We start from the raw sequence: 23,648 nt of genomic DNA, 5'->3' as shown, positions 1-23,648 counted from the left end.
TGTTTGAAGTGTCGGGGAAGGCCTTTTCTTTGGTTCCGTTTCTTTTGGGCCAGCAAAAGAAATGAACTCGGCCTTCAGGCCGAAAGCCTTGGCTTCTTGGAAATCGAGCCCAGCGCAAGACTCGACGACGACGACCGCAAGTCGACGCAGCGCACCCTGAACCCGTTCACCGCGCGCCCGCCGCGTAAACCGGACCTTTACATCCGCATCGCCAGCATGGCGCCACCCCCACCCCGGACCTGCGCCCATGTCGGCTGTCATCCACCCACGCCTGCGCCCCCTGCCCCTGACCGCCGCCCAGACGTTGCGGGCCACCCAGTTCGGCCTGCAGGCGCGCAACCGGTACGGCTTCCGCGCCTGGAACGCGATTGAGCCGGAGCTGGGCGCGCAGTGGCATGCGACGCAGGCCGGCACAGGGCTGGACTGGCTGGAGGCGGCCGACCAGGTCTATGCGGCGTGGCGCGACGCGCTGCCGGGTGACGTGGCCGAGGAGCTGGTCGCCACGAACTGATACGAGCGGACTGACACCAGCGGGCTGGCACGCGTTCGACCCGTGCCGCCGGCCGGCGTATCCTGCGCGCCCCGCGCCACCCGGGCGCCCTGCGTGACCAGACCCATGTCCGACGCCAGCCACGACACCCCGCCCGACCGCCTCTCAACCGACCCGCGTAGCCCGCACTACGTCGAAGAAGTCCTCGAGCGCGGCATCGGCATCCGCTTCAACGGGGTCGAACGCCACAACGTCGAGGAGTACTGCATCAGCGAGGGCTGGGTGCGGCTGCCGGTGGGCAAGTCGCTGGACCGCCGCGGCCAGCCGATGACGATGAAGGCCAAGGGCACCGTCGAAGCATGGTTCCTCGACACCGCCGCGGGCAACGACGACGCGTGACGTGGCCCGGCCCGGCGCGATGCGTCAGGCCTTGAGCTTCCACCCCGTCCGGAAGATCCACCACACCGCCGCCAGGCACGCCAGCAGGAAGGCGAGGATCATCGCCGCGCTGACGACGACGTTGACGTCCGACACGCCGTAGAAGCTCCAGCGCATCCCGCTGATCAGGTAGACCACGGGGTTGAACAGCGTCACCTGCTGCCAGAACGGCGGCAGCATGTGGATGGAGTAGAACGCCCCGCCCAGGAACGTGAGCGGGGTGACGACCATCAGCGGGATGATCTGCAGCTTCTGGAAGTCGTCGGCCCACAGCCCGATGATGAAACCGAACAGGCTGAAGCTCAGCGCGGTCAGCACCAGGAAGCAGAGCATCCATAGCGGGTGCTCGATCTCGTAGGGCACGAACAGCCGCGCGGTTGCCAGGATCAGCAGCCCCAGCACCAGCGACTTGGTCGCCGCCGCGCCGATGTACCCCAGCACCACTTCCACGTACGACACCGGCGCCGACAGCAGCTCGTAGATCGTGCCCGACCACTTTGGCATGTAGATCCCGAACGACGCGTTGGAGATGCTCTCGCTGAGCAGCGACAGCATCACCAGGCCGGGGATGATGAAGGCGCCGTAGCTCACCCCGTCGATATCGCCCATGCGCGAGCCGATCGCCGCGCCGAAGACGATGAAGTACAGCGACGTGGTCAGCACCGGCGAGGCGATCGACTCGCCGAGGGTGCGGAAGGTGCGGGCCATCTCGAAGCGGTAGATCGCGCGGATGGCGTGGGTGTTGAGGCTCATGCGCGCGCCTCCGTGGATTCAACGGACGAAGCCACCGGCGCGCCATCGCGCACCAGGCTGACGAATATCTCCTCCAGCGAACTCTCGCTGGAATGCAGGTCCCTGAAGTCGATGCCGTGGTCGGCCAGCTGGCGCAGCAGGCTGGCGATGCCGGTGCGCTCGTGCTGCGTGTCGAAGGTGTAGACCAGCGACGCGCCGTCGTCGGACAGCTCCAGCGGCTGCCCGGCCAGGCCCTCGGGGATCGCCTGCAACGGCGCCTGCAGCGTCAGGGTCAGCTGCTTCTTGCCGAGCTTGCGCATCAGCGTGCGCGTGTCCTCCACCACCACCAGCCGGCCGCGGTTGATCACGCCGATGCGGTCGGCCATTTCCTCGGCCTCCTCGATGTAGTGCGTGGTCAGGATCACGGTGGTGCCGGCCTCGCGCAGGCGCCGCACCATCTGCCACATGTCGTGGCGCAACTCGACGTCGACGCCCGCCGTGGGCTCGTCCAGGAACAGCACCGACGGCTCGTGCGACAACGCCTTGGCGATCAGCACACGCCGCTTCATCCCGCCCGACAGCGTCATGATCTTGCTGTCGCGCTTGTCCCACAGCGACAGCTCGCGCAGCACGCGCTCCAGGTGCGCATCGTCCGGCGCCTTGCCGAACAGCCCGCGCGAGAACCGCACCGTCGCCCACACGGTTTCGAACGCATCGGTCGACAGCTCCTGCGGCACCAACCCGACGGTCGCGCGCGCGGCGCGGTAGTCGCGCACGATGTCGTGGCCGTCGACCTCCACCGTGCCGCCGCTGGCATTGACGATGCCGCACACGATGCTGATCAGCGTGGTCTTGCCGGCGCCATTGGGGCCGAGCAGCGCGAAGATCTCGCCGCGGCGGATCGTGAGGTCGACCGATTCGAGCGCCTTGAAGCCCGACGCGTAGGTCTTGGACAGGTCGCGGATCACCAGCACGTCGGCGGCGGCTCCCGACGGCTGCGCGTCGTCGGGGCGCACATCGGCGGGGGATCGATCAGCGGCGGTCGGGGCGGGCATGGCGGTCTCGCGGGCGCTGGGGCCGTTCAGCATGCCGCAGCCCGGTGGCGGGAATAACCCCTGCCGGCGCACGGCTGTGTCCTGTCGATGGCCGCGTGACTGAATGCGCGTTCAGGGGGTGGCTGAACTGTTCACCGTGGAATCACGGCCTTGGCATTGTTGTTGCGTCATTTTCCGAGGCCCGGCGTCCACGCGCCCGCCCGCCCGACGCCCCCAGGAGCCGAACGATGCCGTTTTTCACCGCACGACCCGCCGCCAAGCGCCCCCCCGGGGCGCTGGACGCCGCTGGTATCGATGCGGCGATCGCTCGGCTCGAAGAGGACATGCCGGACCTGCAACACCGCCACCGCGACCTGTTCGCCTATGCCGCGGCGTGGGCCGAGCGCCACGATGAGATCCTGCGCGCCACGCCGCCGGACCTGCGCGAGGCCACCGAGAAGCGCCTGCGCCGCATCGGCATCCGCTGGGGCGTGGCCGACGGCGTGCGCATGACGGGGCAATTCCCGGCGCTCAAGCTGGGCAGCTGACCCCCACAACGACGGCACTCCCCGTCACTTCCACGGCGTTTCACGCGACGCCGCGCGTCCAACTGCGACGCGCGAGGGCCACCGCGTGCGCGGAATTCAGCTTTGTCGCGGGCGCCGCGGCCCGGGCGCCGACTGCGCGCCCTGGCTGCGGTCGATCGCATCGATCCAGCCGGCACGCGCCTCGGGAAAGGCATCGGCGTAGGGCACGTACGGCTTGATGTCGAGCACGGGGGTGCCGTCCAGCAGGTCCAGCCCGCGCACGTGGAGGACGCGTCCGTCGATCGCGTCGAGCTGCACGCACGACAGCCCGATCGGGTTGGGCCGGTGCGGCGCGCGCGTGGCCAGCACGCCGCGGCGCCCGCCCCCGCGCGGCGGACGCACCCGCGGCGTCCAGCCTTCGCTGCGGTGGAAGGCGAACACCAGCCAGATGCGGTCGAAGCCGGCAAGGTCGCCGAACGCCTCGTCGGGGATGCCGGGCACGAACTCGATGCAACCGGCCTCCACCTGCCCGCTGCGCGTGCCGGCCACCACCGTCGGCTGGTGCGGCGCGTCGATGCGGTGCGCGTACGGCGAGCGCACATGGGCGATAGGGCTGAAGGCGAACACGGGGTCGGTCATGGCGTGCACACGGCAGGTGGGTGGATCGGCGGCCGCGCATTCTGCCCGAGCATCGCGACACCGGGACCGATGCAACCGCGTGCCATGATCGGCCGATGCTGTCCCTGATCGTCCCGGCCCACGACGAAGCCGCGCGCCTGCCCGCCACGCTGCAGGCGCTTCATGCGGCGGCGGCCGCGACGGTCGGCACGGGTGGCTTTGAGATCGTGGTGGTCGATGACGCCTCCAGCGACGGCACCGGCGACATCGCCCGCGCGGCCGGTGCACGCGTGCTGCGGGTCGAGTACCGCCACATCGCCGCCACCCGCAATGCCGGCGCGCGCGAGGCGCGGGGCGACACGCTGGTGTTCGTCGATGCCGACACACGGGTCGATGCCGCGCTGCTGCGCGCGGCCCTGGTGGCACTGGAGGCCGGCGCGGTCGGCGGCGGGGCCACCGTGGCGTTGCGCGGGCCGTTGGCCTGGCACGTGCGCGCGGGGCTGGCCGCCTCCAACTGGTTGCTGCGGCGCATGCGCGCGGCCGCGGGCTGCTTCGTGTTCTGCCGCCGCGATGCGTTCGAGGCGGTGGGCGGGTTCGACGAGCGCTGGTACGCCGCCGAGGACATCGCCCTGAGCCGGGCGCTGGCGACGCAGGGCCGGTTCGTGGTCCTGCGCGAGCGTGTGTCGACCTCGGCGCGCAAGCTGCGCAGCCACCCCCTGCGCGAGCACCTGTGGCTGCTGCTGCGCTTCGCGGTGCGCGGCCGTGGCCTGCTGCGCAGCCGCGACGCGCTGGGCCTGTGGTACGGCGGGCGGCGCGACTGAGCCGTCTCGGCCGCTGAGACGGCGGCCCGGACAATCGCCTGCCTCCTCGTCAGGAGCCGTCGGGTGCCATCCGGTCAAGGCGGGCGGCCACGGGGCGCGGACTGGGCCCGCGCTCCGGGGCTGCGCTTAACCCATTGCGATCCGGCGCGGTGTCCCTACCTGCGTCCGGGGGCGGGTGCCCCCGCGGCCTCGCCTATCGTTATTGAAAGATCCAAGGCAACAGCTTTCGTCCTGTCGGCCGAGTTCATTTCTTTTGCTGGCCCAAAAGAAACGGAACCAAAGAAAAGGCCTTCCTCGACACTTCAAACACCTGACGTGAGGTGACGCGGGGATTTCCCGACTCGCCTTCCTGGCTCGGTCGGGAAACGGCGGGCGTCCTGCCCGCCGCCCGTTGGGTCTAGGCAGCCTTCGTCGCTGACACTGATCGGAGCTCCGCTACGACTACGTGGCTTTGAGTGCGCATTCCGCGGCCCGAGTTTCCAGCTGCGCCTGTTCCCTCGCGTTGCGCGTCAGCGACGCGGCCTCGCGGAACGCGGCCGCGGCTTCGGCGTGGCGCCCGAGCCGGGACAGCAGGTCGCCGCGCACCGCCGGCAGCGGGTGGTAGCCGGCCAGCGCGCCGTCCGCCGCCAGTGCGTCCACCAGCGGCAGTGCCACGGCGGGGCCGTCGGCGATCGACACCGCGACCGCGCGGTTGAGGTCGATCACCGGTGAGGGCGCGACCTCGCCCAGTCGTGCGTAGAGCGCGGCGATGCGGGCCCAGTCGGTGTCTTCGGGGCGCGCCGCGCGGGCGTGGCAGGCGGCGATGTCGGCCTGCAGCACGTACACGCCGTCCGTCCCGCCCAGCCGATGCGCGCGGTCCAGTGCGGCCAGGCCGTGGCCGATCAGCAACCGGTCCCAGCGCGCGCGGTTCTGGTGCAGCAACAGGATCGGCGTGCCGTCGGGTTGCGTGCGTGCGGGGATGCGCGAGGCCTGGATCTCCATCAGTGCCACCAGCCCGTGCACCTCCGGCTCGGCGGGCAGCAGGCCGGCCAGCACGCGCCCCAGTCGCATCGCGTCCTGGCACAGCGCCGGACGCATCCAGTCCTCGCCCGCGGTGGCGGCGTAGCCTTCGTTGAACACCAGGTACACCACGCCGAGGACGGCGGCCAGGCGATCGGCGAGGTCCTCGCGCCGCGGCGCCTCGAAACCGACCTGTTTGCTGGCCAGGGTTTTCTTTGCGCGCACGATGCGCTGGGCGACCGTCGGCTCGGGCTGCAGGAAGGCGCGCGCGATCTCCGCCGTCGTCAGCCCGCCCAGCATTCGAAGGGTGAGCGCGACCTGCGCCTCGGTCGACAGCACCGGATGGCACGCGGTGAACACCAGCCGCAGCAGGTCGTCGCCGATGTCGTCATCGAGGCGGTCGGCATCGTCAGGCGCCGGCATGGCCGCGGGCTCCAGCGTCTCGCCGTAGCGGGCGTGGCGATCGTCCACCAGGTCGCGGTGGCGGATGCGGTCGATGCCGCGGCGCTTGGCGGTCTGCATCAACCACGCGCCGGGGTTGTCGGGCACGCCGTCGCGCGGCCAGTGCTCCAGCGCCGCGACCAGCGCGTCCTGCGCCAGGTCCTCGGCCTGGCCGACGTCGCGCAGCATCCGCGCCAGCCGCGCGATCAGCTTGGGCGACTCGATCCGCCATACCGCCTCGATGGTGCGGTGGGTGGCGTGCCGGGCGCTGTCGTCGGGAGGGGCCGCGTCCATGGACGCGGATCACACCATCGACCGGCCGCCGGGGCAAACCCGCGTGCACGCCCGCGCCCCGCTCGCCTCGATCACGCCGGGTCGCCCGACATGTGGAAGATCTCCCACGTGTGGCCGTCCAGGTCCTCGAAGCTGCGCGTGTACATGAAGCCGTGGTCCTGCGCCGGCCGCGGCTCGCGGGCGCCCGCCTCCAACGCGGCCTTGAGCAGCGCATCCACGCCCTCGCGGCTGTCGGCGCCCAGCGCCACCAGGGTCTCGATCGACGTGGCCGTGTCGCACAACTGCTTGTCGGTGAACTGGCGGAAGAACGGCTCCACCAGCAGCATCACGAAGCAGTCGTCGCCGACCAGCATGCAGGTGGCGTTCTCATCGGTGAACTTGGGGTTGAAGCTGAAACCCAGCGCGGTGAAGAACGCGACCGTGCGGTCGAGGTCGCGGACGGGGAGATTGACGAACATCTGCATGGATGGCGCTCCGGTTGGAGGGGAATGGGGAATGGGGAAGGCTTGCGGCCGGGCGTGCGCTCTTCGGACGTGGGCAGCGCGCTACTCCGGGCGCGAGCAGTTGACCATCCACGGCTTGCCGTAGCGGTCCACCAGCATCCCCCAGCGCAGCGCCCAGAACGTTTCCTGGATGGGCTGCTGCACCTGCCCGCCGTCGGCCAGTGCCGCGAACAAGCGCTCGGCCTCGTCGACGGTGTCGACCATCAGGTTGTTGACCGTGCCGGCACCGGCCGGGGTTTCCATCGGCGGGCCGTCGGCGCCCATCAGCATCAGGCCGGGGGCCTCGATCTGGCTGTGCATGATCCAGTCGCGGCTGTCGGCCGGCATCTCGTCGCACATCGGCGACTCGCCATAGGTCAGGCCGTAGGTCACCTCGGCGCCGATGGCCTTGGCGTAGAAGGCGAACGCCTCGCGGCACTGGCCGTTGAACATCATGTAGGGGACGAGTTGCATGGGTTTCTCCGGGGACTAGGGACTAGGGGCTGGGGTTAGGGACTGGGGCGTGGGGACCGGAACATCAGCGCGCTTCGGTGGCGTCGCGCAGGCGCTGTTCCTGCTCGCGCAGTTCGGGGGTGAAGGCTTCGCCGAAATCCTCGGCCTCGAACACCGGGCGGATCTCGATCTCGCAGGGGCCTTCGTGCGGGTTCGGGCAACGGCGGACCCACTCGATCGCCTCGTCCATCGAGCGCACCTGCCACAGCCAGAAGCCGGCCACGAGCTCCTTCGTTTCGGCGAAGGGGCCGTCGACGACGGTGCGCGAGGCGCCATCGAAGCGCACCCGCGCGCCGCGGGCGGTGGGGTGCAGGCCCTCGCCCGCCAGCATCACGCCGGCCTTGACCAGCTCTTCGTTGTAGCGGCCCGTCGCCTCCAGCAGCTCGGTGGAGGGCATGTGTCCGGCTTCGGACTGCTCGGTGGCCTTGACCATCACCATGACGCGCATCGCGGCTCTCCTTCGTCTGTGGCGCCTGCAGCGGCGCCTTCAACGGGAACGACGGACGAAGGCCGGCTGGATCGACACGCGCGGCAAACTTTTTTCAGCCCACTGTTGCGGGCATGATGGCCGCCCCCACGCACCGCCGGAGCGCCCATGCAATTCCTGCTGCTGGTCTACAACGACGACACCCTGCTGGACGCGTTGCCCGAGGGCGAGTTCGATACCCGCATGAAGGCCTGCTTCGGCCACGCCGACGAGCTCAAGCGCGACGGCAAGCTGCTGGGATCGCAGCAATTGGAGTCGGCGCGCAAGGCACGCTCGGTGCGCATCCGCGACGGCCGCACGCAGGTGCTGGACGGCCCGTTCGCCGAGACCAAGGAAGTGCTGGCCGGCTACAACATCATCGAGGCCGACAGCGTGGATGACGCGGTGGCGATCGCCGCGGAGTTCCCGTGGGCGCAGACCGGCTGCATCGAAGTGCGCCCGATCCGCGACATGGACGCGGTGCGCACGCGCGTGGGCGGCTGAGCGACACCCACGCGCGGTACCGGGTTGCTTCGGGTCAGAGCTTCAACTCGCCGGCATCGACGATCGGGGTGTCGTCGAGCGTGACGCTGGCGCCGGGCAGCGACGCGGTGATGCTGTGTGGCACCGAGTTGTCGCCGCCGGCCCAGGTGTTGTTGCCGGTGCCCACGGTCACGGTGCCCGCCGGCACCCAGTTGCCGACGCGGCTTTCCGCCGGCAGCGCCACGTTGGGGTTGATGCCCAGGTCGAAGAACGCGAACTGCGCCTTGCGCGCGTCGTCCACTGCGTCGTAGTCGGCCTTCATGTCGGCAAACCCCGGGCCATCGCCCGACAACGCGGTCACCTCGCCGCCCTTGAACGTCAGCGTCAGGTTGTCCACCGCCTTGCCGCGGTAGTACCAGTGCGGCACCACCAGCGTGCCCTCGGCGCTGCCGGGCACGGGCGTGGTGTAGACCTCGCCGGCCGGCAGGTACACCGAGGCCGACGCGCCGCCGCGCTCGAGGTCCGCCTCCGACAGCACGCCGTCGCTGACCAGCACCGGCCGCCCCTGCACGCGCAGCCGCAGGTCGGTGCCGGCCGGATGGGTGATGTGCAGCGTGTCGCCTGCGGCCAGGGCCTTGCGCACCGCTTCGCCACGCGCTTCCAGTTCGGCGTAGTCCAGGTTGACGGCGTCCCAGAACATCTTCGACAGCGCCGCCGCGTCCATGCCGAAGCGTTCTGCGCGCCACGGCGTCGGGTAGAGGTTGTTGCCGACCTCGACCGTGCGCACGTTGTTGCGCATGAAGGCCTGGCCGATGGCTTCGTTGGCCTTGCCGCGCGCGGCCACGCGCTTGGGATCGGCGCCCTCGAACAGGTTCTCGCTGGTGCCGTTGTCCAGGTTGATGACGACGTCGGCCGTCTCGGCCAGCGCCGTGCCCCAGCCGTCGGCCTGGCTGTCGTACTGCGCGGACACGTCGAAGAACAGGCGCTTGCTGAGCTCGTCGCTGCTGTACTGGATGGTCGGGAACGCACCAGCCTTGCGCACCTCCACCGCGATGCTTTCCAGCAGCGCGGCGTCGTGCGGGCGCCCGCTGATCCAGACCAGGTCGCCTTCCTTTACCGCTGCGCTCTGCGTGACCAGCCGCTGCGCCAGCTGGTTGAAGTCGGTGGGCGGGGTGGCCGGTGCCGCGGCGGTGGCATCCGGGGCCGGTGCGGCCGCGCTGTCGGTGTCGGGCGCCTCCGCCTGCGGGGCGGTTTCACCGGTCGGGCGATCGCAGCCGGCCAGCGTGGATGCGACAACGGCCGCCAGTGCGGCGGCAAGCAGCGAGGTGTTCATGGCGCGTACTCCGGAGTGGCCCCACGCGGGACCGGTCCACGTGGCAACGCGCCGCCCTTGCGGCAACGGACACCGTCCGTCGGCGACGCCCGTCAGGCGCCCGCGCGCACCGGAATCCCCAATGCCGAAGCCAACGTGCGCACCGCATCGTCGTCGCGCCGGTAGGCCAGCCAGGCCGCGCTCTTGTCGGAGCCGGCGTCCCACACCCACAGCGTGTAACCGTGCTGGCGCAACGCGGCATGCGCCTCGGCCATCAGCGATTCGGGATCGGCGTCGTCGGCCGGGTCGTCCACGCCCCAGTCGATCTGCACGTCCACCCGGGCGACGAGCTGGGTCAGGCCATCGACGAGCGCGGCCGCGTCGTCGACGTCGACCTGCACGCTGGAGCGCCAGTCGGTGACTGCCGCCAGCGCGGCCACCGGGTCGGCATCGGCGTCATTGCCGCCGGCGGCCAGCCATGCCTCCTGCCAGGCGGCGAACTGCTCCTGCGCGCCATCCTCGTCGTCGGGATTGACGTAGAGCAGCCACTGCCACGCCAACTGCTCGGTGGCGGCGTCCTCGTCGATGTCGTCGACGCCCTCCAGGCCGTGGGCGAAGTTGTCGTCGGGGTCGTATTCGTCGGCGCTCATCGCATCGGCTCCAGGGCGGTCACCACGGCAGCGGCTGGCCGTTGGCGTGGACGAAGGTTCCGGTCCGGTCGAGCGTCAGCTCGTCCAGCCGCTGCACGAGCTGCGCGGCTGCGTCGTCGGGCTGGATGTCGCCGGTGCCGCCGACCATCTCGGTGGCAACGTACCCCGGGTGCAGCAGCACCACCGCGATGCCGCGCTTTTCCAGGTCGACCGCCAGCGACTTGCCGATCGCGTTGACCGCCGCCTTCGACGCGCGGTAACCGTAGCGTCCGCCGGAGGTGTTGTCGGCCACCGAGCCCATGCGGCTGGTGACGATGCCGACCTTCGCGCCGTCGCCCAACCGCTCCTGCAGCGCGTGCACGGTGCGCAGCGGGCCGATGGCGTTGACCTCGAACTGCCGGCGCATGCGCTCGAACGCGTCGTCGTCCAGCGCATCCAGCGCCTCGCGGCCGAGGATGCCGGCATTGCACACCAGCACGTCGATGCGGGTGTCGCCCAGGCGGTCGGCCAGCGCGGCCAAGGCCTTGCCGTCGGTCACGTCGACCCCGGCTTCGACCTGCGCGCCGGTGGCGTCGAGTTCGGGGCTGGACTGGCGGCAGGCGGCGATGACACGGTCGCCGCGCGCGGTGTAGCGGCGGGCCAGCGACAGGCCGATGCCGCGGTTGGCGCCGGTGATCAGGACGGTGGGCATGGGAACTCCCGGTTCGGATGGACTCCTGCAATGGCGGCGGTGACGGGCGCGATCAACCCCGCACGGCGCGGGACCCGTCTAGCAGCCCCTGCACCACCCACGCCAGGGTCAGCGCCGTGATGACATATGCCACCAGCGCGAACACCCCGTCGCGCGCGATCAGCGCCAGGCCGAACGCGAGCAGCACCGCGCCGGCGGCGTTGGCGCTGAAAGGGACGAGCTCCATCGGCGGCATCGCCAGTGCGATGACGACGCAGGCGACGGCGATCGCGTACTGTCCCGGCCTGCGGACCAGCCAGGCCAGGCGCGGCCGCAGCAGGCGGTCACCCACCGCGCGGGCCTGCGCAGCCAGCCCAGTGCACGCACCAGGCGGTCGCGTCGCACGCGGCGGTCCAGCACCCAGCGCGGCAGCCAGAAGTGCTCGCGGCCCAGCAGCAGTTGCCCGGCCACCAGCAGCACCAGCAACGCCATGACCGTGGGCACCCCGGGGATGTCGCCGACGATCGGCATCACCGTGACCAGCCCCGCCAGCAGCAGGAGCGGGCCGAAGGAACGGGTGCCGATCTCGTCGATGAGCGCGCCCAGCGTTACGGCGTCCTTGTCATTGTCCTTGCCTTCGTCCGTGTCCTTGTCCGCGCACTCGCCCGCCCCGCCCCCGGCCGCACTGTGGCCAGGGGATCCATTGCCGGCGGCCTCGAGGCGGTCGAGCAGTTCCCCGAGCGTATGGAGCGGCGCGCTGCTGGTCATCGACTTGCGGGAGAAAGGGCGAAGGCCGGCACGCTAGCGGGGCCCGGATCAGGGCCGCGTCACGGCGGCCGGCAACGCGGCAGCGCGCTATCGCGGGCGCGCGCGCGCCGGTACGCTCGCGCGTTCCCCGCCTGGCACCCCCCGATGAAACACGGCCTGTCCTTCCACCACCCGGTCGCCTTCTGGCTGGGCTGCGCCGCGGTGGTCGCCGGGGTGCTGGCACACCTGCCGATGTTCTGGATGGGCCGGTACACCGACTGGCAGATGGTCGGCATGCCGATGGACGCGACCATGTGGTCGGGCATGGCGCTGATCCCGGTCGGGCTGGCGCTGTCGGCGTACGGCCTGATGCCGCGCCTGGCGCAGATGCGCCAGACCCTGCATGGCGACGCAAATGCGGTGCACTTCCACGTCGCCGACGGCGTCGCGCTCAACCGCGAACACTGGACGCTGGTCATGGTGCTGGTGGCGGCGCTGGCGGTGGACGTGATGAAGCCGGCCACGCTCGGCTTCGTGATGCCGGGCATGAGCCTGGAATACGCCATCGATACGCCGACCGCGAGCGTGCTGGCGCTGGTCGCGCTGACCGGCACCACCGTCGGCTCGGTGCTGTGGGGCTGGATGGCCGACGCCTTCGGCCGGCGCGCGGCGATCCTGCTGTCGGCGCTGATGTTCATGGGCACCGCGATCTGCGGGGCGATGCCGACCTTCGAGTGGAACCTGGCGATGTGCTTCCTGATGGGCGCTTCGGCCGGCGGCCTGTTGCCCATCACCTTCACCCTGATGGCCGAGACCGTGCCCGCGGCGCACCGCGGCTGGCTGCTGGTGGCGTTGGGCGGCGTCGGCACCTCGGCGGGCTACCTGCTGGCGGCCGGCGCGGCGGCGTGGCTGGAGCCGATGTTCAGCTGGCGGATCCTGTGGCTGCTGGGTCTGCCGACCGGCGCGCTGATCGTGTTCCTCAACCGCTACATCCCCGAATCGCCGCGGTTCCTGTCCAACGCCGGGCTCGAGCGCGAAGCGCGCGCGGTGCTGGCGAAGTTCGCCGGAACGGCATCGTCCCGTGCCGTTGAAACCGACGACGCGCGCCACCCGGGTGCACCGGTGATCAACGAACAGCACCCCGTCACCGGGCTGCGCGCCCTGCTGCGCGGCCGCCATGCGCGCATCAGCTGGGGCCTGCTGCTGGCCGGTCTGGCGTGGGGGCTGGTGAACTTCGGCTTCCTGCTGTGGCTGCCGGTCAACCTGGTGCAGATGGGCGTGGACGCGGCCGGTGCCAGCGCGCTGCTGGCGCGGTCGGCGGTGCTGGCGCTGCCGGGCATCGCCGTGGTCATCGCCCTTTACCACCGCTGGAGCAGCGTGCGCGCGCTGGCGCTGTTCATCGGCCTGACGGCGCTGGCCCTGCTGGCATTCGTCGCCATCGGCGTGCTCGGCCTGAAGTCGCAGGCCGTGACCGTGGCCGCCACCGTGGCGCTGCTGGTCAGCGTCAGCGGCGTGATCGCGATGCTGATCCCGTACGCGGCCGAGATCTACCCGGTGCACCTGCGCGGCACCGGCGCGGGCGTGATCGCCGCCAGCTCCAAGGCCGGCGGCATCCTCGGCGCGGGGATGGGGGTGATGGGCTTCTTCGCCAACTTCACCGTGTCGGCGCTGGTGCTGGCGGTGCCGATGGCGGTGGCCGCGGCCATCCTGCTGCGCCACGGCGTTGAGACGCGCGGCCAGCCGCTGGAGGACATCCAGCAGGCGCTGGGTTCGTAGGGGTGGGGTCGTAGGCCGGCCACTCACGCACGGTTGCCGGGTGGGCCGCTAGCGTCGCGTTTCCTTCGACTGCCGAGACCGCCCCATGATCCGACCCGCCACGTTCGCTCGCCACGTCCCATTCGCCGCCGCCCTGTCGCTGGCGGCACTCGCACTGGCCGGTTGCCAGACCGCCGCACCCACGGCCGACGCCGGCGCCCAGGCCAGCGCCGAGGGCCGCGTGGTCGCCATCGACCGCGATCCTTGGGCGTACGACGGCAACGCGACGATGCAGGTCGACACCGCATCGGGGCCGGTCACGGTCGAGATCCCGGCGCGGCTCAACCTCTGCCCGGCACCGGGCGTGGGTGCGTTCCCGGACATCGAGGTGGGCGATCGCGTGCGCGCCAGCGGTGAGGCCGGTGCCGATGGTCATATCACCGTGTGCAACGGCGCCGGGCACGCGCTGCAGCAACTGGACTGAGCCATCGGGCGGGACGCGCCTAGTTATGCCGAACCCTGCCTCCGGGGGCAGGGTTTGACGCGGAGGCGACCCTCCGCCCGCTCAGCGGCCGCGCGTGCGCACGCGGCGGATGGCCTCGACGCGCGCGCCGGCGGTGGATGTGGAACGGCGCGCGCTCTTCTTCGTCGCGCGCTTGACCGGCGCCTTGGCGGCGGGGGCGTTGGTTGCCCGGCCTGACGTCTTTCCCGCGGCGGCTTTCTTCGTGGCGGCTTTCTTCGTGGCGGGGCGCTTCGCGGTCGCCTTCCTTGCAACGGGCTTTTTAGTCGCGGCCGTGCGGGTGGACGTCTTCGCGGGCGCCTTGCTGTTTGCCGTCTTCTTCGCGGATGCCTTCCCGGACGCCGCCTTCTTCGTCGGTGTCTTCTTCGTTGGCGTCTTCTTCAACGCCTGCTTGGCCGCCTTGCGCGCGTCGGCGGGGGCGTCCTTGTGCGAGGGCGGCAGGCGCGAGGCCGCGCGCTTGCCGCTCATGTCGATCAGGCGGTTGTCGCCCATGTGTTCCTCGTCGCCGGTGACGCGCGCGACAACGAACCCGACGAGCTTCCCGACCAGGCTGCCCGGGCCGTCCCAGTACTCGATGCTGCGCACCTGCACTTCAAGCAGCACCAGGTTGGGGTCGTCCTTGCCGTTGGGGAAGAACGCCTTCATCGCGTCGTTCCACAACCGGCCGATGCGGCGGCGGTCGCGGTTGACCTCGGCGGTGCCGGCCAGCGACACGTACGTGTTGCGGTCGCTGGAGGCGTAGGCGAGGTTGACCTTGGGGTGGCGCGCGATTTCCGCGACCTTCGGGCTGTCGGCCTCGGTAAAGAACCACACGCGCTTGCCGTCGAACGAACTGGCGCGCGTGGACAGCGGGCGGCTGACGAGGAATCCGTCGGGGCCGACGGTGGTCAGCATCGCGGTGTCGATCTTCTCGAGCAGGTCGGCGATCTGCCGGACGGTCTTGCGGGCCATGGCGCGTCTCGTGGTGCGTTGGGGACGCCCAGTGTCGATGCCGTGCGCCACGCCCGGCGTGAAGGGTCTACGCGGTGGCGACATCGCGCAAAAGAAAACGCGCCGTTGCCGGCGCGTTTCCAGGGTGCTGCAGGTGGAGCGTCGCTGTTAGAGCGAGAAGTCCAGGCGCACCTTGCCGCGACCCGTGCTGCCGGACGCGAACTGCCATTGCTTGACCGCGCGCACCGCGGCCGACTCGAACGTGCGCGCCGGCTTGGCGTTGAGCACCGAGACGTTGGCGACCTTGCCGCCTTCGACGGTGTACTCGACTTCGACGAAGCCCTGCGTGCCCGCACGCGCCGCTTCCGACGGGTAGACCGGGTCGACGCGCTTGACCGGGGTGATGGCCTGCACCGGGGCGACGAAGGCGACGGCCAGCGTGGCCAGGGCGATGGAGAGGATGGAACGCTGCATGGGACGCATCTCTTGGAGGGAGGGGAGAGAAACCACGGGGAGAAAAACCTTGGCCACCGGATATCGGCAGCGCCCGCGGGATCTTTAGCGCCGTCCTGAGCGGCGTCCCATTGCCGCCCAGAACCCTTGCCCTGCAAGGGTTTCGGCGTAACGGACCCACCTGCCGACGGGGGTTCCCGACCGCGCCGGTTCCGCTCAGGCGGCAGCCAGACACGTGGCACGGCCGTGAAGAAATCGGCCCGAAACGTGGCGAAAAAACCGCCACCGTTCAACTTCCGGACACCATCATCAAACGGGTGATCACCATGGCCTGCCTAGGGTCTGCAGCCATGAACACACACCACGACGGGGCCGCAGACATGACCACGAACAACGATGCCATCGCGCCGAATTCTTCGAAGAACCTCCACGCCCGCCAGTCGCTGCTGCCGCGCCTGGCGGGTCTGACGCTCGCCTTGGCCATCGCACTGCCGGTTGCCGCGCAGGCCCCGGCGTTCGACGCGAACCGCTTCGATGCCGCCGCCCCCGTCTCCGGCCTGCACGCCGACCGCGCCCAGCCCGCGCCCGTGCTGAAGCCCGTTGTTGCCGCCGACCCCACGTTCGACCTGGAGCCCGGCGACTACCTGTGGAACCCCGAAGCCTCGCCCGCCGGCCCGCTGGTGGTCGTGGTGAGCCTGCCCGAGCAGCGCGCCCACGTGTACCGCAACGGCGTGCGCATCGCGGTGTCCACCATCAGCAGCGGCAAGCCCGGCCACGAGACGCCGACCGGCGTGTTCCCGATCCTGCAGAAGCGCGAGGAGCACTATTCCAACCTCTACGACAACGCGCCGATGCCCTTCATGCAGCGGCTGACCTGGGACGGCATCGCCCTGCACGCCGGCCGCATTCCCGGCAAGCCCGCCAGCCACGGCTGCGTGCGCCTGCCGCACGAGTTCGCCCGCAAGCTGTTCTCGATCACCGAACACGGCTCGACCGTGGTGGTGGCCGATGCCGCGTCGCACGGCCCGTCCGTGGCCTACCCGGGCGACGCCGCCCCGGTCGATGCCGTCACCGGCCTGCCGCTCGATCGCATGGACAGCATCGCCGCCGAAGGTGGCAGCACCGAGATGACCGCCAGCCTCGAATAATCGACTCCTCTCTCCTGGAGCAGCCCGGTTCAGGCCCCCCGGCCGGCCGCAATGCCCGTTTCGACCGGACCGGCGTCCTCCGCGCCTGTCCGGTTTTCTTTTGCCCGATGGCCGGCGACGACGGCCGGCATGCCGAACAGTGGCCGTAACAGGCGCGAGCGGCGGATCACCGCATCGGTCAGCAGCACGCAGCCGCCCGCCGTGACCGCCACCAGCAACACCGGCTCCACCACCGGTCCCAGTGACAGCCGCGCCAGCCAGAACCCGGCCACCACGGTGATCGTCTGGTGCAGCACGTACCACGGGTAGACCGATGACGTCGCCCACGGCAACCAGCGGAAGGGCCGGTTGAGCAGATGGTGGCCCCAGCCCAGCACAAGCAGCAGCCACGTCCACTGGTTGAGCCGCTGGGCGAAGTCGTACATGGCGCGGTCGAAGCTGGGGACCGGCTCGGTGGTATGCATCAGCACGGCGTACGCCGTGAACGTCGCCACTGCCGCCGCCAGCCATACCCATCGCAGGCGCCGCAGTTCCGCCCACAGCCCGCTGTCGGTGCCGATCCAGTAGCCGACCAGGAACATCGCCAGCGATTGCGCGTGCGTATGCCAGTCGGTGACCAGGTCGTGCGTGGTCGGGAATGCACCGGACAGCGCCCAGGTCGCCAGCGTCAGCGGAATCGCCGGCAGCACCCACAGCCGCAGGCCACGCAGGCCCTGGATGCGGCGCTGGAATGCCAGACCGGCGCGGCTGCGCAGCACCGGCAGCAGGGCGACCAGCAGCAGCGAGTAGACCAGCAGGTACGGCAGGTACCAGAGGTGGTTCCAGGTGATGCCGACGTGCGAGCCGTCGAAGGCACCCGCCGGCCAGGGCTGGAACGTGAAGTAGTGCACCACGAAGTCGAGGTAGCCGCCCTCGAACGCGCCGTTGGACAGCGCCTGCACGTAGGCCTGCGGCGGCACGACCACCGCCATGCCGAACGCCAGTGGCAGCAGCAGGCGGTGGATCCGGCCACGGGCGAAGGCGCCGGGCGTGGTCCGTCGCAACAGGAAGTGCGCCGCCATGCCCGAGATCAGGAACAGCAGCGGCATCCGCCACTGGTTGACCACCCGCATCGGCCATTGCAGCCATTCGGACAGGTAGCCGGATTTGACGTGCCAGCCCCAGTCGGCCACGTAGAACATGCCCACGTGGTAGAGGATCAGCAGGCCGAAGGCGAGCACGCGCAACGCGTCGATGTCGTGGCGGCGGGGCGGGTCCGCCGATGTCGCGCTGAACGGGGGCGAGGTCGGCATGGCGGTCGAGGGCGATCTGGGAGCAACGGTGGTCATGGCGCGCCGGATCCGAAACGGGAAGGAGTGACGGCACGCTGCACCCGCCGCCGGCGCCGTTGAAGCGCAAAGTGACGCGGGGCGGGGGTTCGGGGACGAATGGCGGCCGGCGGTGACGAGCGGTTTGCCCATCGAGCCGCGGTTGGCCGCGGTGCGCCCGTCGTGCGTGTCCGCCCCGACGCGCCCGCTACACTCCCGGCCGCCCCGACCGGCGATGCCCGCATGACCCCGCAGACCTACCTCCGCCACCGCCGTGCCTACGAGATCGGCTTCTGGCTGCTGCTGGCGGTCATCAACGCCGCCGGCAACAGCATCACGATCGGGATCGACCTGGGCCGGCTGGGCGAGCCGGTCGCGCCCTGGGAGCCGTGGGTGTGGGAGTTCTCCAGCGCGGCCACCTGGCTGGCGCTGCTGCCACTGCTGCTGGCATTCGACCACCGGTTCCCGCTGCGCGCCGGGAAGCTGCGTCGCAGCGTGCCGGCGCACCTGGCGTTCACCGTGCCGTACTCGCTGCTGCACGTGCTGGGCATGGTCGCGCTGCGCGAACTGGCCTACGCGGCGATGGGGCAGGACTACGACTTCGGCGACTGGGGCGCCAACCTCGGCTACGAGTACCTCAAGGACGTGCGCACCTATGGCGCCTTCCTTGCCACCGTCTACCTCTACCGCTTCGTGCTGCGCCGCTGGCAGGGCGAGGCCGAGTTCCTGACCGAAGGCCGTGAGGACGCCGCGCCCGAGCCGGTCACCGACCGGTTCCTGGTCAAGAAGCTGGGGCGCGAGTTCCTGGTGCGGGTCGACGACATCGACTGGATCGAGGCCGCCGGCAACTACGTGACCCTGCACGTGGGCGAGCGGCTGTACCCGCTGCGCGAGACGATGGCGGGCATCGCGTCGCGGCTGGACGAGCGCTTCGCCCGCGTCCACCGCAGCGCCATCGTCAACCTGGACCGGGTGCGCGAGATCGAGCCGTTCGACACCGGCGACGCCCGCGCGCACCTGGTGGGCGGCGCCGCGGTGCCCGTCAGCCGGCGCTACCGGCAGGCGCTGAAGGACCGGCTGGGATGAGCCTCCCGGTCAGGCGCCCGGCCTCTCCACGCGCCGCACCTCGCGGTTGAAGCAGTGCCGGCCCGCGCCGTGGCGCCACTCCAGCGGCGCATTTCCGCCCGGGCCGCCGCGCTCGCCGCTGTCGGTGGTGAACACCGCGCAGAGTTCGAAGCGGTCGCCCTGCCGCGGCCGGTAGTCGTACGCCTCGCCGCTGACCGGGTCGAGCAGCGCCAGGTCCCACCCCGGCCGGGCCGCCGCGGTGGCCAGGTCGGCAGGCAACTGGCCGTGTTCGCGGTGGTGAAGTTCGATCGCCTCGACGATGCGCTGCAGGTCCTCGATGCGGCGCTGGTCCAGCCGCGCCTGCCGCTGCTCCCCCGGCAGGCCGATGCTGGCGATGCCGGCCACGACGGCGGCCACCACGACGATGCTGGCGACGATCGCCATCACGCGCCCGCGCCGGTCCGCGTTGGTCTCCGGCGCGCTCATCCTTCGCGCTCCTCGCGGCGCAGCTCGCCCAGGTAGTAGCTGAACACGCCGCCGGCGATCACGCCCACCACCAGCACCTTCAGTACGAACCGCAGCGACAGCTCGCCGCCCAGCAGGCGGTACACCAGCGCAATCAGGTCGCCCACCAGCGCGACGGCGGCGATGAACAGCGTGAGGTACGTCAGCCAGCGCCGCACCGCCGACAGCCGCTTGGCCGGGGTCGCCGCCAGTTCTCGCGACAGCACGCGCGCCACCAACAGGAACACCGGGAGCGCCACCACCAGCGTTGCCACCGACCAGCGCATCGAGTGGTCGAACGCGGCCGCGGCATACGCACCGTCGGCCGGGTCGGGCAGCGCGCGGTTGATCAGGTCGAATACCAGGCTGCCCAGGTGCCAGGCGCTGAGGTACAGCGTGGCGAACATCAGCAGGTACAGGAACGCCTCGCGCGGCGACAGGTACGGCCGCGGCCGCGGCACGGGGACCGGGAACGGGGTGTCGGCATACGCGGCGAGCGCCGGTTCCACCTGCTCGGGCGGCCAACCGGCGTGCGCCAGCGCGGCGGCGATGGCGTCGCGGCCCTGCCCCTGCGCGAGCGCCTCGCGGACGAAACGCTGCAGTTCCTCGGTGGATGTCGCCATGTGCCGTGCCCCGTGCGGTGGTCTGGGCCGAATCTACCAGCGCCGTCGGCCGACGGTCCGTTCCGCCCCCGACTCGTTTCGTCGCGCTATCCCCCGATTCGTCGCCCGCCCCCTTCACACCCCAGGGGCCGTCGCTATCCTCGGCCGCATTCCCCGACGACGACGGACCGCACCGTGCTCAAGGCCTTCCTCTTCGTGTTGCGCATCAGTGCCGCCTGGTTCCTGGCGCTGCTGGTGGCCAGCAGCATCTGGTACGAGCTGCCGTTGCTGGGCCGCCTGCAATGGCCGGTGGCGATCATCGGCACGCTGACCATGGCGCTGGTGGTGACCGGCGCGGTGTCGCACCTGGGCCGGGTGCGGCTGGTGGCCGGGCGCGTGGACAGCGATGCCTTGTCCAACCGCCAGCGCCGGCAGATCGAGATCCCGCTGGAGGCCGGCGAGGCGTTCGACCTGGTGGATGCGGCCATCCGCGAGCTGCCGCGCATCGAACACGTCGAAAGCGCGCGCGACAGCCTGCAGGTGCGGGCCAAGGTCGGCCGCCCCAACCTCTACGGCGAGCTGCCGCTGGGCCGCTGGAACCCGCTGGCGTGGTTCGGCGAGCGCCGCAACCAGATCCTCGCCACCGTCACGCCCACCGCCGACGCCGGCAGCGTCACGCTGATCTGCGAGCCGGAGAACCCGGCGTGGAGCGACTGGTTCCTGGTCGACAACGCCACCAACTACGAGAACGCCGAAGCCGTGGCGCGCGCGATCAGCCGCCGCATCGCCCAGCACCGCCGCGGCGAGAAGGACGCGGTGGCGCAGACGCGCACCGAGAAGGAACTCACCGTCGCCAAGCTCAACCTGCTGCACGCGCAGGTGGAGCCGCACTTCCTCTACAACACGCTGGCCAGCGCGCAGTTACTGACGCGCAGCGACCCGGCGCGCGCCGACGAGATGCTCGGCCACCTGATCCAGTACCTGCGCCGCTCGCTGCCCGCCACCGACGAGGGCATGTCCACGCTGGGCGCGGAGCTCGAACGCGCCATCGCCTACCTGGAAATCCTGAAGATCCGCATGGGCAGCCGCCTGGCCGTGCAGGTCGACATCCCCGAGGCGCTGCGCGCCACGCCGATGCCGCCGATGATGCTGCAGACACTGGTGGAGAACGCCATCAAGCACGGCCTGGAGCCGCGCACGACCGGCGGCACAGTGTGGCTGCGCGCACGCCGCAGCGACGACACCGTGTCGGTGACCGTCGCCGACGACGGCGAGGGCTTCAACGCCAAGACCAGCGGCACCGGCATCGGCCTGAAGAACGTGCGTGAACGCCTGCGCCTGATGTACGCCGGCGAGGCCGCGCTGTCGGTGGTCGCCAACTTCCCCTCCGGCGTGGCCGCCACGCTCAACGTCCCCGCCGACGGACCGGCCGCGACCCGGGAGGCCCGCCATGCATGACCTGCCCTGCACCTGCGTGATCGCCGAGGACGAGGCGCTGCTGCGCCAAGGCCTGGTCGATGCGCTGAAGGCCGCGTGGCCCGAGCTGCGCGTGCTGGCCGAATGCGAGGACGGCGCCAGCGCGGTGGAGGCCATCGCCGAGCACCAGCCGGACGTGGCGTTCCTGGACATCCGCATGCCCGGCCTGACCGGCCTGGACGTGGCCGCCGCCACCGCGCAGGCCAGCCCCGCGACGCAGGTGGTGTTCGTCACCGCCTACGACCAGTACGCGGTGGACGCGTTCGAGCGCGGCGCGATTGATTACCTGCTCAAGCCGATCGAACCGGCGCGCCTGGCCGCCACCGTCGAGCGCCTCAAGGCGCGCCGCACGCAGCTGGATGCATCCACGCTGGCCGACCTGGTGCAGCGGCTGGGCCGCGCCGCGCCGGCAAAGGACGCGCCCGAGCCGTTGACCTGGATCACCGCCAGCGCCGGCCGCGAAACCCGCCTGATCCTGGTCGAGGACGTCGCCTACTTCCGCGCCGACCACAAGTACACCACCGTCGTCACCGCCGACGGCGAGGCGCTGCTGCGCACGCCGATCCGCGAGCTGCTCAACGTGCTGGATCCGACCTGCTTCAAGCAGATCCACCGCTCGACCATCGTCAACCTCAAGGCCGTCGCCGGCGTCGTCCGCGACGACAGCGGGCGCGGCACCGTGCGGCTGAAGTCGCGCCCCGAAACCCTGCCGGTCAGTGCGCCCTTCATGGCGCTGTTCCGTCACATGTGACGCGCCGGGGCGTCGAAGCCCGCACACACGCCGCGTCCACCACCCGAACAAGGTGCCCCATGAACAAGCTCATCGCCCTTTGCTGCTACGTGCTTTCCCTCTACGGCTGCGACCTGGGCGGCAGCACCTTCATCCAGCGCGAGCAGTCCGGCGGCATCGATCGCCTGTACAGCCGCGTGGTGGCGAACCCGGGTGTCGCACGGTTCGAGTGCATCGACAGCGCCAGCGGCCGTTGCCACTACACGCTGTACGACGCGACCTGCGAAGCCGCGCCCACCGCCCTGCCCGTGCAGCGCCCCGCCTGCCGACGCGAACCGCTGCAACGCTTCGCACTGGACGCCGGCAATGAGAAGCACGTCGCCGCGCTGCCCGCGTTCCGCCCCTGCGTGCGCGGCGATACGAAGATGCCCGGCCCCGACTGCGACGTGCCGGCGCCGTTGGCGTCGCGCTGATGGTTGCGCGCCTCCAATGACGTTGTAGGAGCGGCTTCAGCCGCGAACCCCGCCACGTTTCCGATTCGCCCCACCCGGTCGCGCAGATGGACAGGTGCCTTTGTAGGAGCGACGTGAGTCGCGATTCGCACCTCACCAAGCAGCGCGGTCGCGACTCACGTCGCTCCTACAACGATCCCGTTGACGCATGGCAGCTGACCGAACTCGCACGTCCCACTCCACCCCCATCCACGCCCCATCCACGTCCCGGCGCCCACAGTCGACCGTCCCGCCCGAAGGAGCCCCCCATGGCCCTGCGTGCCTACGGCCTCAACTGCACCCTCAAGTCCGGCGACGAGTCCTCCTCCACCCAGAAGCTGCTCGACCAGCTGCTGCGCGCACTGGGCAAGCACGACGTGGAGACCGCCAGCGACCGCGTCGCCAACTTCAACGTCAAGCCCGGCGTCACTGCCGACGAGGGCGATGGCGACGAGTGGCCGCAACTGCGCAAGCGCATCATGGAGGCCGACATCCTGGTGGTCGCCACGCCGATCTGGATGGGCCAGCCCTCCAGCATCTGCAAGCGCGTGCTCGAACGCCTCGACGCGGTGCTGTCGGAGATCGACGACGACGGCCGCTACCCCACCTTCGGCAAGGTCGCGGTGGCCGCGGTGGTCGGCAACGAGGACGGCGCGCACCACTGCTGCGCCGAGATCTACCAGGCGCTGACCGACGTCGGCTTCACCATCCCCGGCGCCAGCCCGCCGTACTGGGTCGGCGAGGTGATGGGCAGCACCGACTACCAGGACCTGGAGCGCACGCCCAAGAAGGTCGCCGAGACCGTCCGGACCATCGCCAGCAACGCCGCACACCTGGCACAGCTGCTGAAGAAGTCGCCTTACCCGAAGCCCTGACCGCTGGCGGCGGCGTTTTGCGGGGCGCGGGTGTCCGTGCGCGGCCCGGCACAGTCATGTCCGGAATCGGCGAGA

Annotated in this window: 26 protein-coding genes and 3 pseudogenes; 13 read left to right on the top strand and 16 right to left on the bottom strand. The window is 70.7% G+C overall.

The annotated features are described in order from the left end of the window. The first annotated feature begins 247 nt into the window (after positions 1-247). Together K6753_RS02070 and K6753_RS02065 are read left to right on the top strand one after the other, a co-directional pair. On the top strand, positions 248-511 hold the full coding sequence (locus K6753_RS02070; RefSeq protein WP_223674514.1) for a hypothetical protein: 264 nt from the start codon (positions 248-250) through the stop codon (positions 509-511). A 105-nt stretch (positions 512-616) separates the two neighbouring features. After that, entirely contained in the window at positions 617-889 is a 273-nt protein-coding gene (locus K6753_RS02065; RefSeq protein ID WP_223674513.1) for a DUF3297 family protein, read from the top strand. A 24-nt stretch (positions 890-913) separates the two neighbouring features. On the opposite strand, the gene K6753_RS02060 is transcribed toward K6753_RS02065, so the two are convergent. Next, complete coding sequence (locus K6753_RS02060) at positions 914-1,681, bottom strand: ABC transporter permease (protein ID WP_223674512.1); 768 nt, start codon at positions 1,679-1,681, stop codon at positions 914-916. After that, the gene (locus tag K6753_RS02055) at positions 1,678-2,715 is read right to left on the bottom strand and encodes an ABC transporter ATP-binding protein (RefSeq protein WP_223674511.1); all 1,038 of its coding nucleotides are present in this window, start codon (positions 2,713-2,715) and stop codon (positions 1,678-1,680) included. The genes K6753_RS02060 and K6753_RS02055 overlap by 4 nt, the downstream gene beginning before the upstream one ends. 227 nt (positions 2,716-2,942) lie before the next feature. Here K6753_RS02055 and K6753_RS02050 point away from each other — a divergent pair, with 227 nt between their 5' ends. Further along, the gene (locus K6753_RS02050) at positions 2,943-3,242 is read left to right on the top strand and encodes a hypothetical protein (protein WP_223674510.1); all 300 of its coding nucleotides are present in this window, start codon (positions 2,943-2,945) and stop codon (positions 3,240-3,242) included. A gap of 96 nt (positions 3,243-3,338) precedes the next feature. Here K6753_RS02050 and tsaA read toward each other — a convergent pair whose 3' ends face one another. Beyond that, the gene (gene tsaA, locus K6753_RS02045; RefSeq protein WP_223674509.1) at positions 3,339-3,860 is read right to left on the bottom strand and encodes a tRNA (N6-threonylcarbamoyladenosine(37)-N6)-methyltransferase TrmO; all 522 of its coding nucleotides are present in this window, start codon (positions 3,858-3,860) and stop codon (positions 3,339-3,341) included. A gap of 95 nt (positions 3,861-3,955) precedes the next feature. Between tsaA and K6753_RS02040 the strand changes: the two genes are divergently transcribed. Then, entirely contained in the window at positions 3,956-4,660 is a 705-nt protein-coding gene (locus K6753_RS02040; RefSeq protein ID WP_223674508.1) for a glycosyltransferase, read from the top strand. A gap of 441 nt (positions 4,661-5,101) precedes the next feature. Here the strand turns inward: K6753_RS02040 and K6753_RS02035 are convergent, their stop codons facing one another. The 4 genes from K6753_RS02035 to K6753_RS02020 form a co-directional block, all read right to left on the bottom strand. After that, positions 5,102-6,394, bottom strand: coding sequence for an RNA polymerase sigma factor (locus tag K6753_RS02035; protein WP_223674507.1), 1,293 nt, complete (start codon positions 6,392-6,394; stop codon positions 5,102-5,104). Between the two features lie 71 nt (positions 6,395-6,465). After that, positions 6,466-6,852, bottom strand: a complete 387-nt coding sequence (locus K6753_RS02030; protein WP_223674842.1) for a VOC family protein — start codon at positions 6,850-6,852, stop codon at positions 6,466-6,468. Positions 6,853-6,939: 87 nt separating this feature from the next. Continuing rightward, positions 6,940-7,350 carry a VOC family protein gene (locus K6753_RS02025; protein ID WP_223674506.1) on the bottom strand — a complete coding sequence of 137 codons (411 nt, stop codon included), beginning with the start codon at positions 7,348-7,350 and terminating at the stop codon, positions 6,940-6,942. Positions 7,351-7,414: 64 nt separating this feature from the next. After that, entirely contained in the window at positions 7,415-7,837 is a 423-nt protein-coding gene (locus K6753_RS02020; RefSeq protein ID WP_223674505.1) for a YciI family protein, read from the bottom strand. 147 nt (positions 7,838-7,984) lie between these two features. Here K6753_RS02020 and K6753_RS02015 point away from each other — a divergent pair, with 147 nt between their 5' ends. Further along, positions 7,985-8,359 carry a YciI family protein gene (locus tag K6753_RS02015; protein ID WP_223674504.1) on the top strand — a complete coding sequence of 125 codons (375 nt, stop codon included), beginning with the start codon at positions 7,985-7,987 and terminating at the stop codon, positions 8,357-8,359. Between the two features lie 34 nt (positions 8,360-8,393). On the opposite strand, the gene K6753_RS02010 is transcribed toward K6753_RS02015, so the two are convergent. The 4 genes and pseudogenes from K6753_RS02010 to K6753_RS01995 all read right to left on the bottom strand — a co-directional run bounded on the left by K6753_RS02010 (position 8,394) and on the right by K6753_RS01995 (position 11,738). Continuing rightward, positions 8,394-9,671 (bottom strand): aminopeptidase, encoded by a 1,278-nt coding sequence (locus K6753_RS02010; protein WP_223674503.1) that lies wholly within the window; start codon positions 9,669-9,671, stop codon positions 8,394-8,396. A gap of 92 nt (positions 9,672-9,763) precedes the next feature. Continuing rightward, positions 9,764-10,300, bottom strand: coding sequence for a DUF6630 family protein (locus K6753_RS02005; RefSeq protein WP_223674502.1), 537 nt, complete (start codon positions 10,298-10,300; stop codon positions 9,764-9,766). Between the two features lie 19 nt (positions 10,301-10,319). Further along, positions 10,320-10,991, bottom strand: a complete 672-nt coding sequence (locus K6753_RS02000; RefSeq protein ID WP_223674501.1) for an SDR family oxidoreductase — start codon at positions 10,989-10,991, stop codon at positions 10,320-10,322. Between the two features lie 52 nt (positions 10,992-11,043). Then, positions 11,044-11,738, bottom strand: a pseudogene (locus K6753_RS01995) (exopolysaccharide biosynthesis protein). Positions 11,739-11,882: 144 nt separating this feature from the next. Between K6753_RS01995 and K6753_RS01990 the strand changes: the two are divergent. Together K6753_RS01990 and K6753_RS01985 are read left to right on the top strand one after the other, a co-directional pair. Continuing rightward, positions 11,883-13,493, top strand: a complete 1,611-nt coding sequence (locus tag K6753_RS01990) for an MFS transporter (protein ID WP_223674500.1) — start codon at positions 11,883-11,885, stop codon at positions 13,491-13,493. Positions 13,494-13,578: 85 nt separating this feature from the next. Further along, the gene (locus K6753_RS01985; protein WP_223674499.1) at positions 13,579-13,956 is read left to right on the top strand and encodes a single stranded DNA-binding domain-containing protein; all 378 of its coding nucleotides are present in this window, start codon (positions 13,579-13,581) and stop codon (positions 13,954-13,956) included. A gap of 501 nt (positions 13,957-14,457) precedes the next feature. Here the strand turns inward: K6753_RS01985 and K6753_RS01980 are convergent. Beyond that, positions 14,458-14,943, bottom strand: a pseudogene (locus K6753_RS01980) (pyridoxamine 5'-phosphate oxidase family protein); the annotation flags it as partial. Between the two features lie 147 nt (positions 14,944-15,090). Then, the gene (locus K6753_RS01975; RefSeq protein ID WP_223674498.1) at positions 15,091-15,396 is read right to left on the bottom strand and encodes an energy transducer TonB; all 306 of its coding nucleotides are present in this window, start codon (positions 15,394-15,396) and stop codon (positions 15,091-15,093) included. A 422-nt stretch (positions 15,397-15,818) separates the two neighbouring features. Between K6753_RS01975 and K6753_RS01970 the strand changes: the two are divergent. Further along, positions 15,819-16,442, top strand: a pseudogene (locus K6753_RS01970) (L,D-transpeptidase family protein); the annotation flags it as partial. A 110-nt stretch (positions 16,443-16,552) separates the two neighbouring features. On the opposite strand, the gene K6753_RS01965 reads toward K6753_RS01970, so the two are convergent. Further along, positions 16,553-17,815 (bottom strand): acyltransferase family protein, encoded by a 1,263-nt coding sequence (locus tag K6753_RS01965; RefSeq protein WP_223674497.1) that lies wholly within the window; start codon positions 17,813-17,815, stop codon positions 16,553-16,555. A gap of 258 nt (positions 17,816-18,073) precedes the next feature. On the opposite strand from K6753_RS01965, the gene K6753_RS01960 reads away from it, so the two are divergent. Further along, positions 18,074-18,916: a LytTR family DNA-binding domain-containing protein gene (locus tag K6753_RS01960; RefSeq protein WP_223674496.1), complete on the top strand. Its 843-nt coding sequence runs from the start codon at positions 18,074-18,076 to the stop codon at positions 18,914-18,916. Between the two features lie 9 nt (positions 18,917-18,925). Here the strand turns inward: K6753_RS01960 and K6753_RS01955 are convergent, their stop codons facing one another. Both K6753_RS01955 and K6753_RS01950 read right to left on the bottom strand, forming a co-directional pair. Beyond that, entirely contained in the window at positions 18,926-19,381 is a 456-nt protein-coding gene (locus K6753_RS01955; protein WP_223674495.1) for a hypothetical protein, read from the bottom strand. Further along, entirely contained in the window at positions 19,378-20,022 is a 645-nt protein-coding gene (locus K6753_RS01950; RefSeq protein WP_223674494.1) for a DUF5671 domain-containing protein, read from the bottom strand. Before K6753_RS01950 ends, K6753_RS01955 begins: the two co-directional genes overlap by 4 nt. Positions 20,023-20,196: 174 nt before the next feature. Here K6753_RS01950 and K6753_RS01945 point away from each other — a divergent pair, with 174 nt between their 5' ends. The 4 genes from K6753_RS01945 to K6753_RS01930 all read left to right on the top strand — a co-directional run bounded on the left by K6753_RS01945 (position 20,197) and on the right by K6753_RS01930 (position 23,573). Continuing rightward, positions 20,197-21,459, top strand: coding sequence for a sensor histidine kinase (locus K6753_RS01945; protein WP_223674493.1), 1,263 nt, complete (start codon positions 20,197-20,199; stop codon positions 21,457-21,459). Next, complete coding sequence (locus tag K6753_RS01940) at positions 21,452-22,228, top strand: LytR/AlgR family response regulator transcription factor (protein WP_223674492.1); 777 nt, start codon at positions 21,452-21,454, stop codon at positions 22,226-22,228. Before K6753_RS01945 ends, K6753_RS01940 begins: the two co-directional genes overlap by 8 nt. A 59-nt stretch (positions 22,229-22,287) precedes the next feature. Then, complete coding sequence (locus K6753_RS01935; RefSeq protein ID WP_223674491.1) at positions 22,288-22,680, top strand: hypothetical protein; 393 nt, start codon at positions 22,288-22,290, stop codon at positions 22,678-22,680. A gap of 287 nt (positions 22,681-22,967) precedes the next feature. Further along, positions 22,968-23,573: a flavodoxin family protein gene (locus K6753_RS01930; RefSeq protein ID WP_223674490.1), complete on the top strand. Its 606-nt coding sequence runs from the start codon at positions 22,968-22,970 to the stop codon at positions 23,571-23,573. The last annotated feature ends 75 nt before the right edge of the window (positions 23,574-23,648 follow it).

The organism is Novilysobacter selenitireducens (assembly GCF_020026895.1).
GTDB classification, from domain to species: Bacteria; Pseudomonadota; Gammaproteobacteria; order Xanthomonadales; family Xanthomonadaceae; genus Lysobacter_C; species Lysobacter_C selenitireducens.
The sequence above is the reverse complement of the archived record's forward strand: the minus strand, read 5'-3'. Positions and strand labels throughout refer to the sequence as shown.

Bases quoted from the DNA above. Each gene is read 5' to 3' on its own strand.
- K6753_RS02070 (WP_223674514.1), top strand. From the start codon at position 248: ATGTCGGCTGTCATCCACCCACGCCTGCGCCCCCTGCCCCTGACCGCC.
- K6753_RS02005 (WP_223674502.1), bottom strand. From the start codon at position 10,300: ATGAGCGCCGACGAATACGACCCCGACGACAACTTCGCCCACGGCCTG.
- K6753_RS02025 (WP_223674506.1), bottom strand. From the start codon at position 7,350: ATGCAACTCGTCCCCTACATGATGTTCAACGGCCAGTGCCGCGAGGCG.
- tsaA (WP_223674509.1), bottom strand. From the start codon at position 3,860: ATGACCGACCCCGTGTTCGCCTTCAGCCCTATCGCCCATGTGCGCTCG.
- K6753_RS01930 (WP_223674490.1), top strand. From the start codon at position 22,968: ATGGCCCTGCGTGCCTACGGCCTCAACTGCACCCTCAAGTCCGGCGAC.
- K6753_RS01935 (WP_223674491.1), top strand. From the start codon at position 22,288: ATGAACAAGCTCATCGCCCTTTGCTGCTACGTGCTTTCCCTCTACGGC.
- K6753_RS01950 (WP_223674494.1), bottom strand. From the start codon at position 20,022: ATGGCGACATCCACCGAGGAACTGCAGCGTTTCGTCCGCGAGGCGCTC.
- K6753_RS02030 (WP_223674842.1), bottom strand. From the start codon at position 6,852: ATGTTCGTCAATCTCCCCGTCCGCGACCTCGACCGCACGGTCGCGTTC.
- K6753_RS02050 (WP_223674510.1), top strand. From the start codon at position 2,943: ATGCCGTTTTTCACCGCACGACCCGCCGCCAAGCGCCCCCCCGGGGCG.
- K6753_RS02020 (WP_223674505.1), bottom strand. From the start codon at position 7,837: ATGCGCGTCATGGTGATGGTCAAGGCCACCGAGCAGTCCGAAGCCGGA.
- K6753_RS01975 (WP_223674498.1), bottom strand. From the start codon at position 15,396: ATGCAGCGTTCCATCCTCTCCATCGCCCTGGCCACGCTGGCCGTCGCC.
- K6753_RS02055 (WP_223674511.1), bottom strand. From the start codon at position 2,715: ATGCCCGCCCCGACCGCCGCTGATCGATCCCCCGCCGATGTGCGCCCC.
- K6753_RS01990 (WP_223674500.1), top strand. From the start codon at position 11,883: ATGAAACACGGCCTGTCCTTCCACCACCCGGTCGCCTTCTGGCTGGGC.
- K6753_RS01960 (WP_223674496.1), top strand. From the start codon at position 18,074: ATGACCCCGCAGACCTACCTCCGCCACCGCCGTGCCTACGAGATCGGC.
- K6753_RS01940 (WP_223674492.1), top strand. From the start codon at position 21,452: ATGCATGACCTGCCCTGCACCTGCGTGATCGCCGAGGACGAGGCGCTG.
- K6753_RS01955 (WP_223674495.1), bottom strand. From the start codon at position 19,381: ATGAGCGCGCCGGAGACCAACGCGGACCGGCGCGGGCGCGTGATGGCG.
- K6753_RS02065 (WP_223674513.1), top strand. From the start codon at position 617: ATGTCCGACGCCAGCCACGACACCCCGCCCGACCGCCTCTCAACCGAC.
- K6753_RS02060 (WP_223674512.1), bottom strand. From the start codon at position 1,681: ATGAGCCTCAACACCCACGCCATCCGCGCGATCTACCGCTTCGAGATG.
- K6753_RS02000 (WP_223674501.1), bottom strand. From the start codon at position 10,991: ATGCCCACCGTCCTGATCACCGGCGCCAACCGCGGCATCGGCCTGTCG.
- K6753_RS02015 (WP_223674504.1), top strand. From the start codon at position 7,985: ATGCAATTCCTGCTGCTGGTCTACAACGACGACACCCTGCTGGACGCG.
- K6753_RS02035 (WP_223674507.1), bottom strand. From the start codon at position 6,394: ATGGACGCGGCCCCTCCCGACGACAGCGCCCGGCACGCCACCCACCGC.
- K6753_RS02010 (WP_223674503.1), bottom strand. From the start codon at position 9,671: ATGAACACCTCGCTGCTTGCCGCCGCACTGGCGGCCGTTGTCGCATCC.
- K6753_RS01965 (WP_223674497.1), bottom strand. From the start codon at position 17,815: ATGCCGACCTCGCCCCCGTTCAGCGCGACATCGGCGGACCCGCCCCGC.
- K6753_RS01985 (WP_223674499.1), top strand. From the start codon at position 13,579: ATGATCCGACCCGCCACGTTCGCTCGCCACGTCCCATTCGCCGCCGCC.
- K6753_RS02040 (WP_223674508.1), top strand. From the start codon at position 3,956: ATGCTGTCCCTGATCGTCCCGGCCCACGACGAAGCCGCGCGCCTGCCC.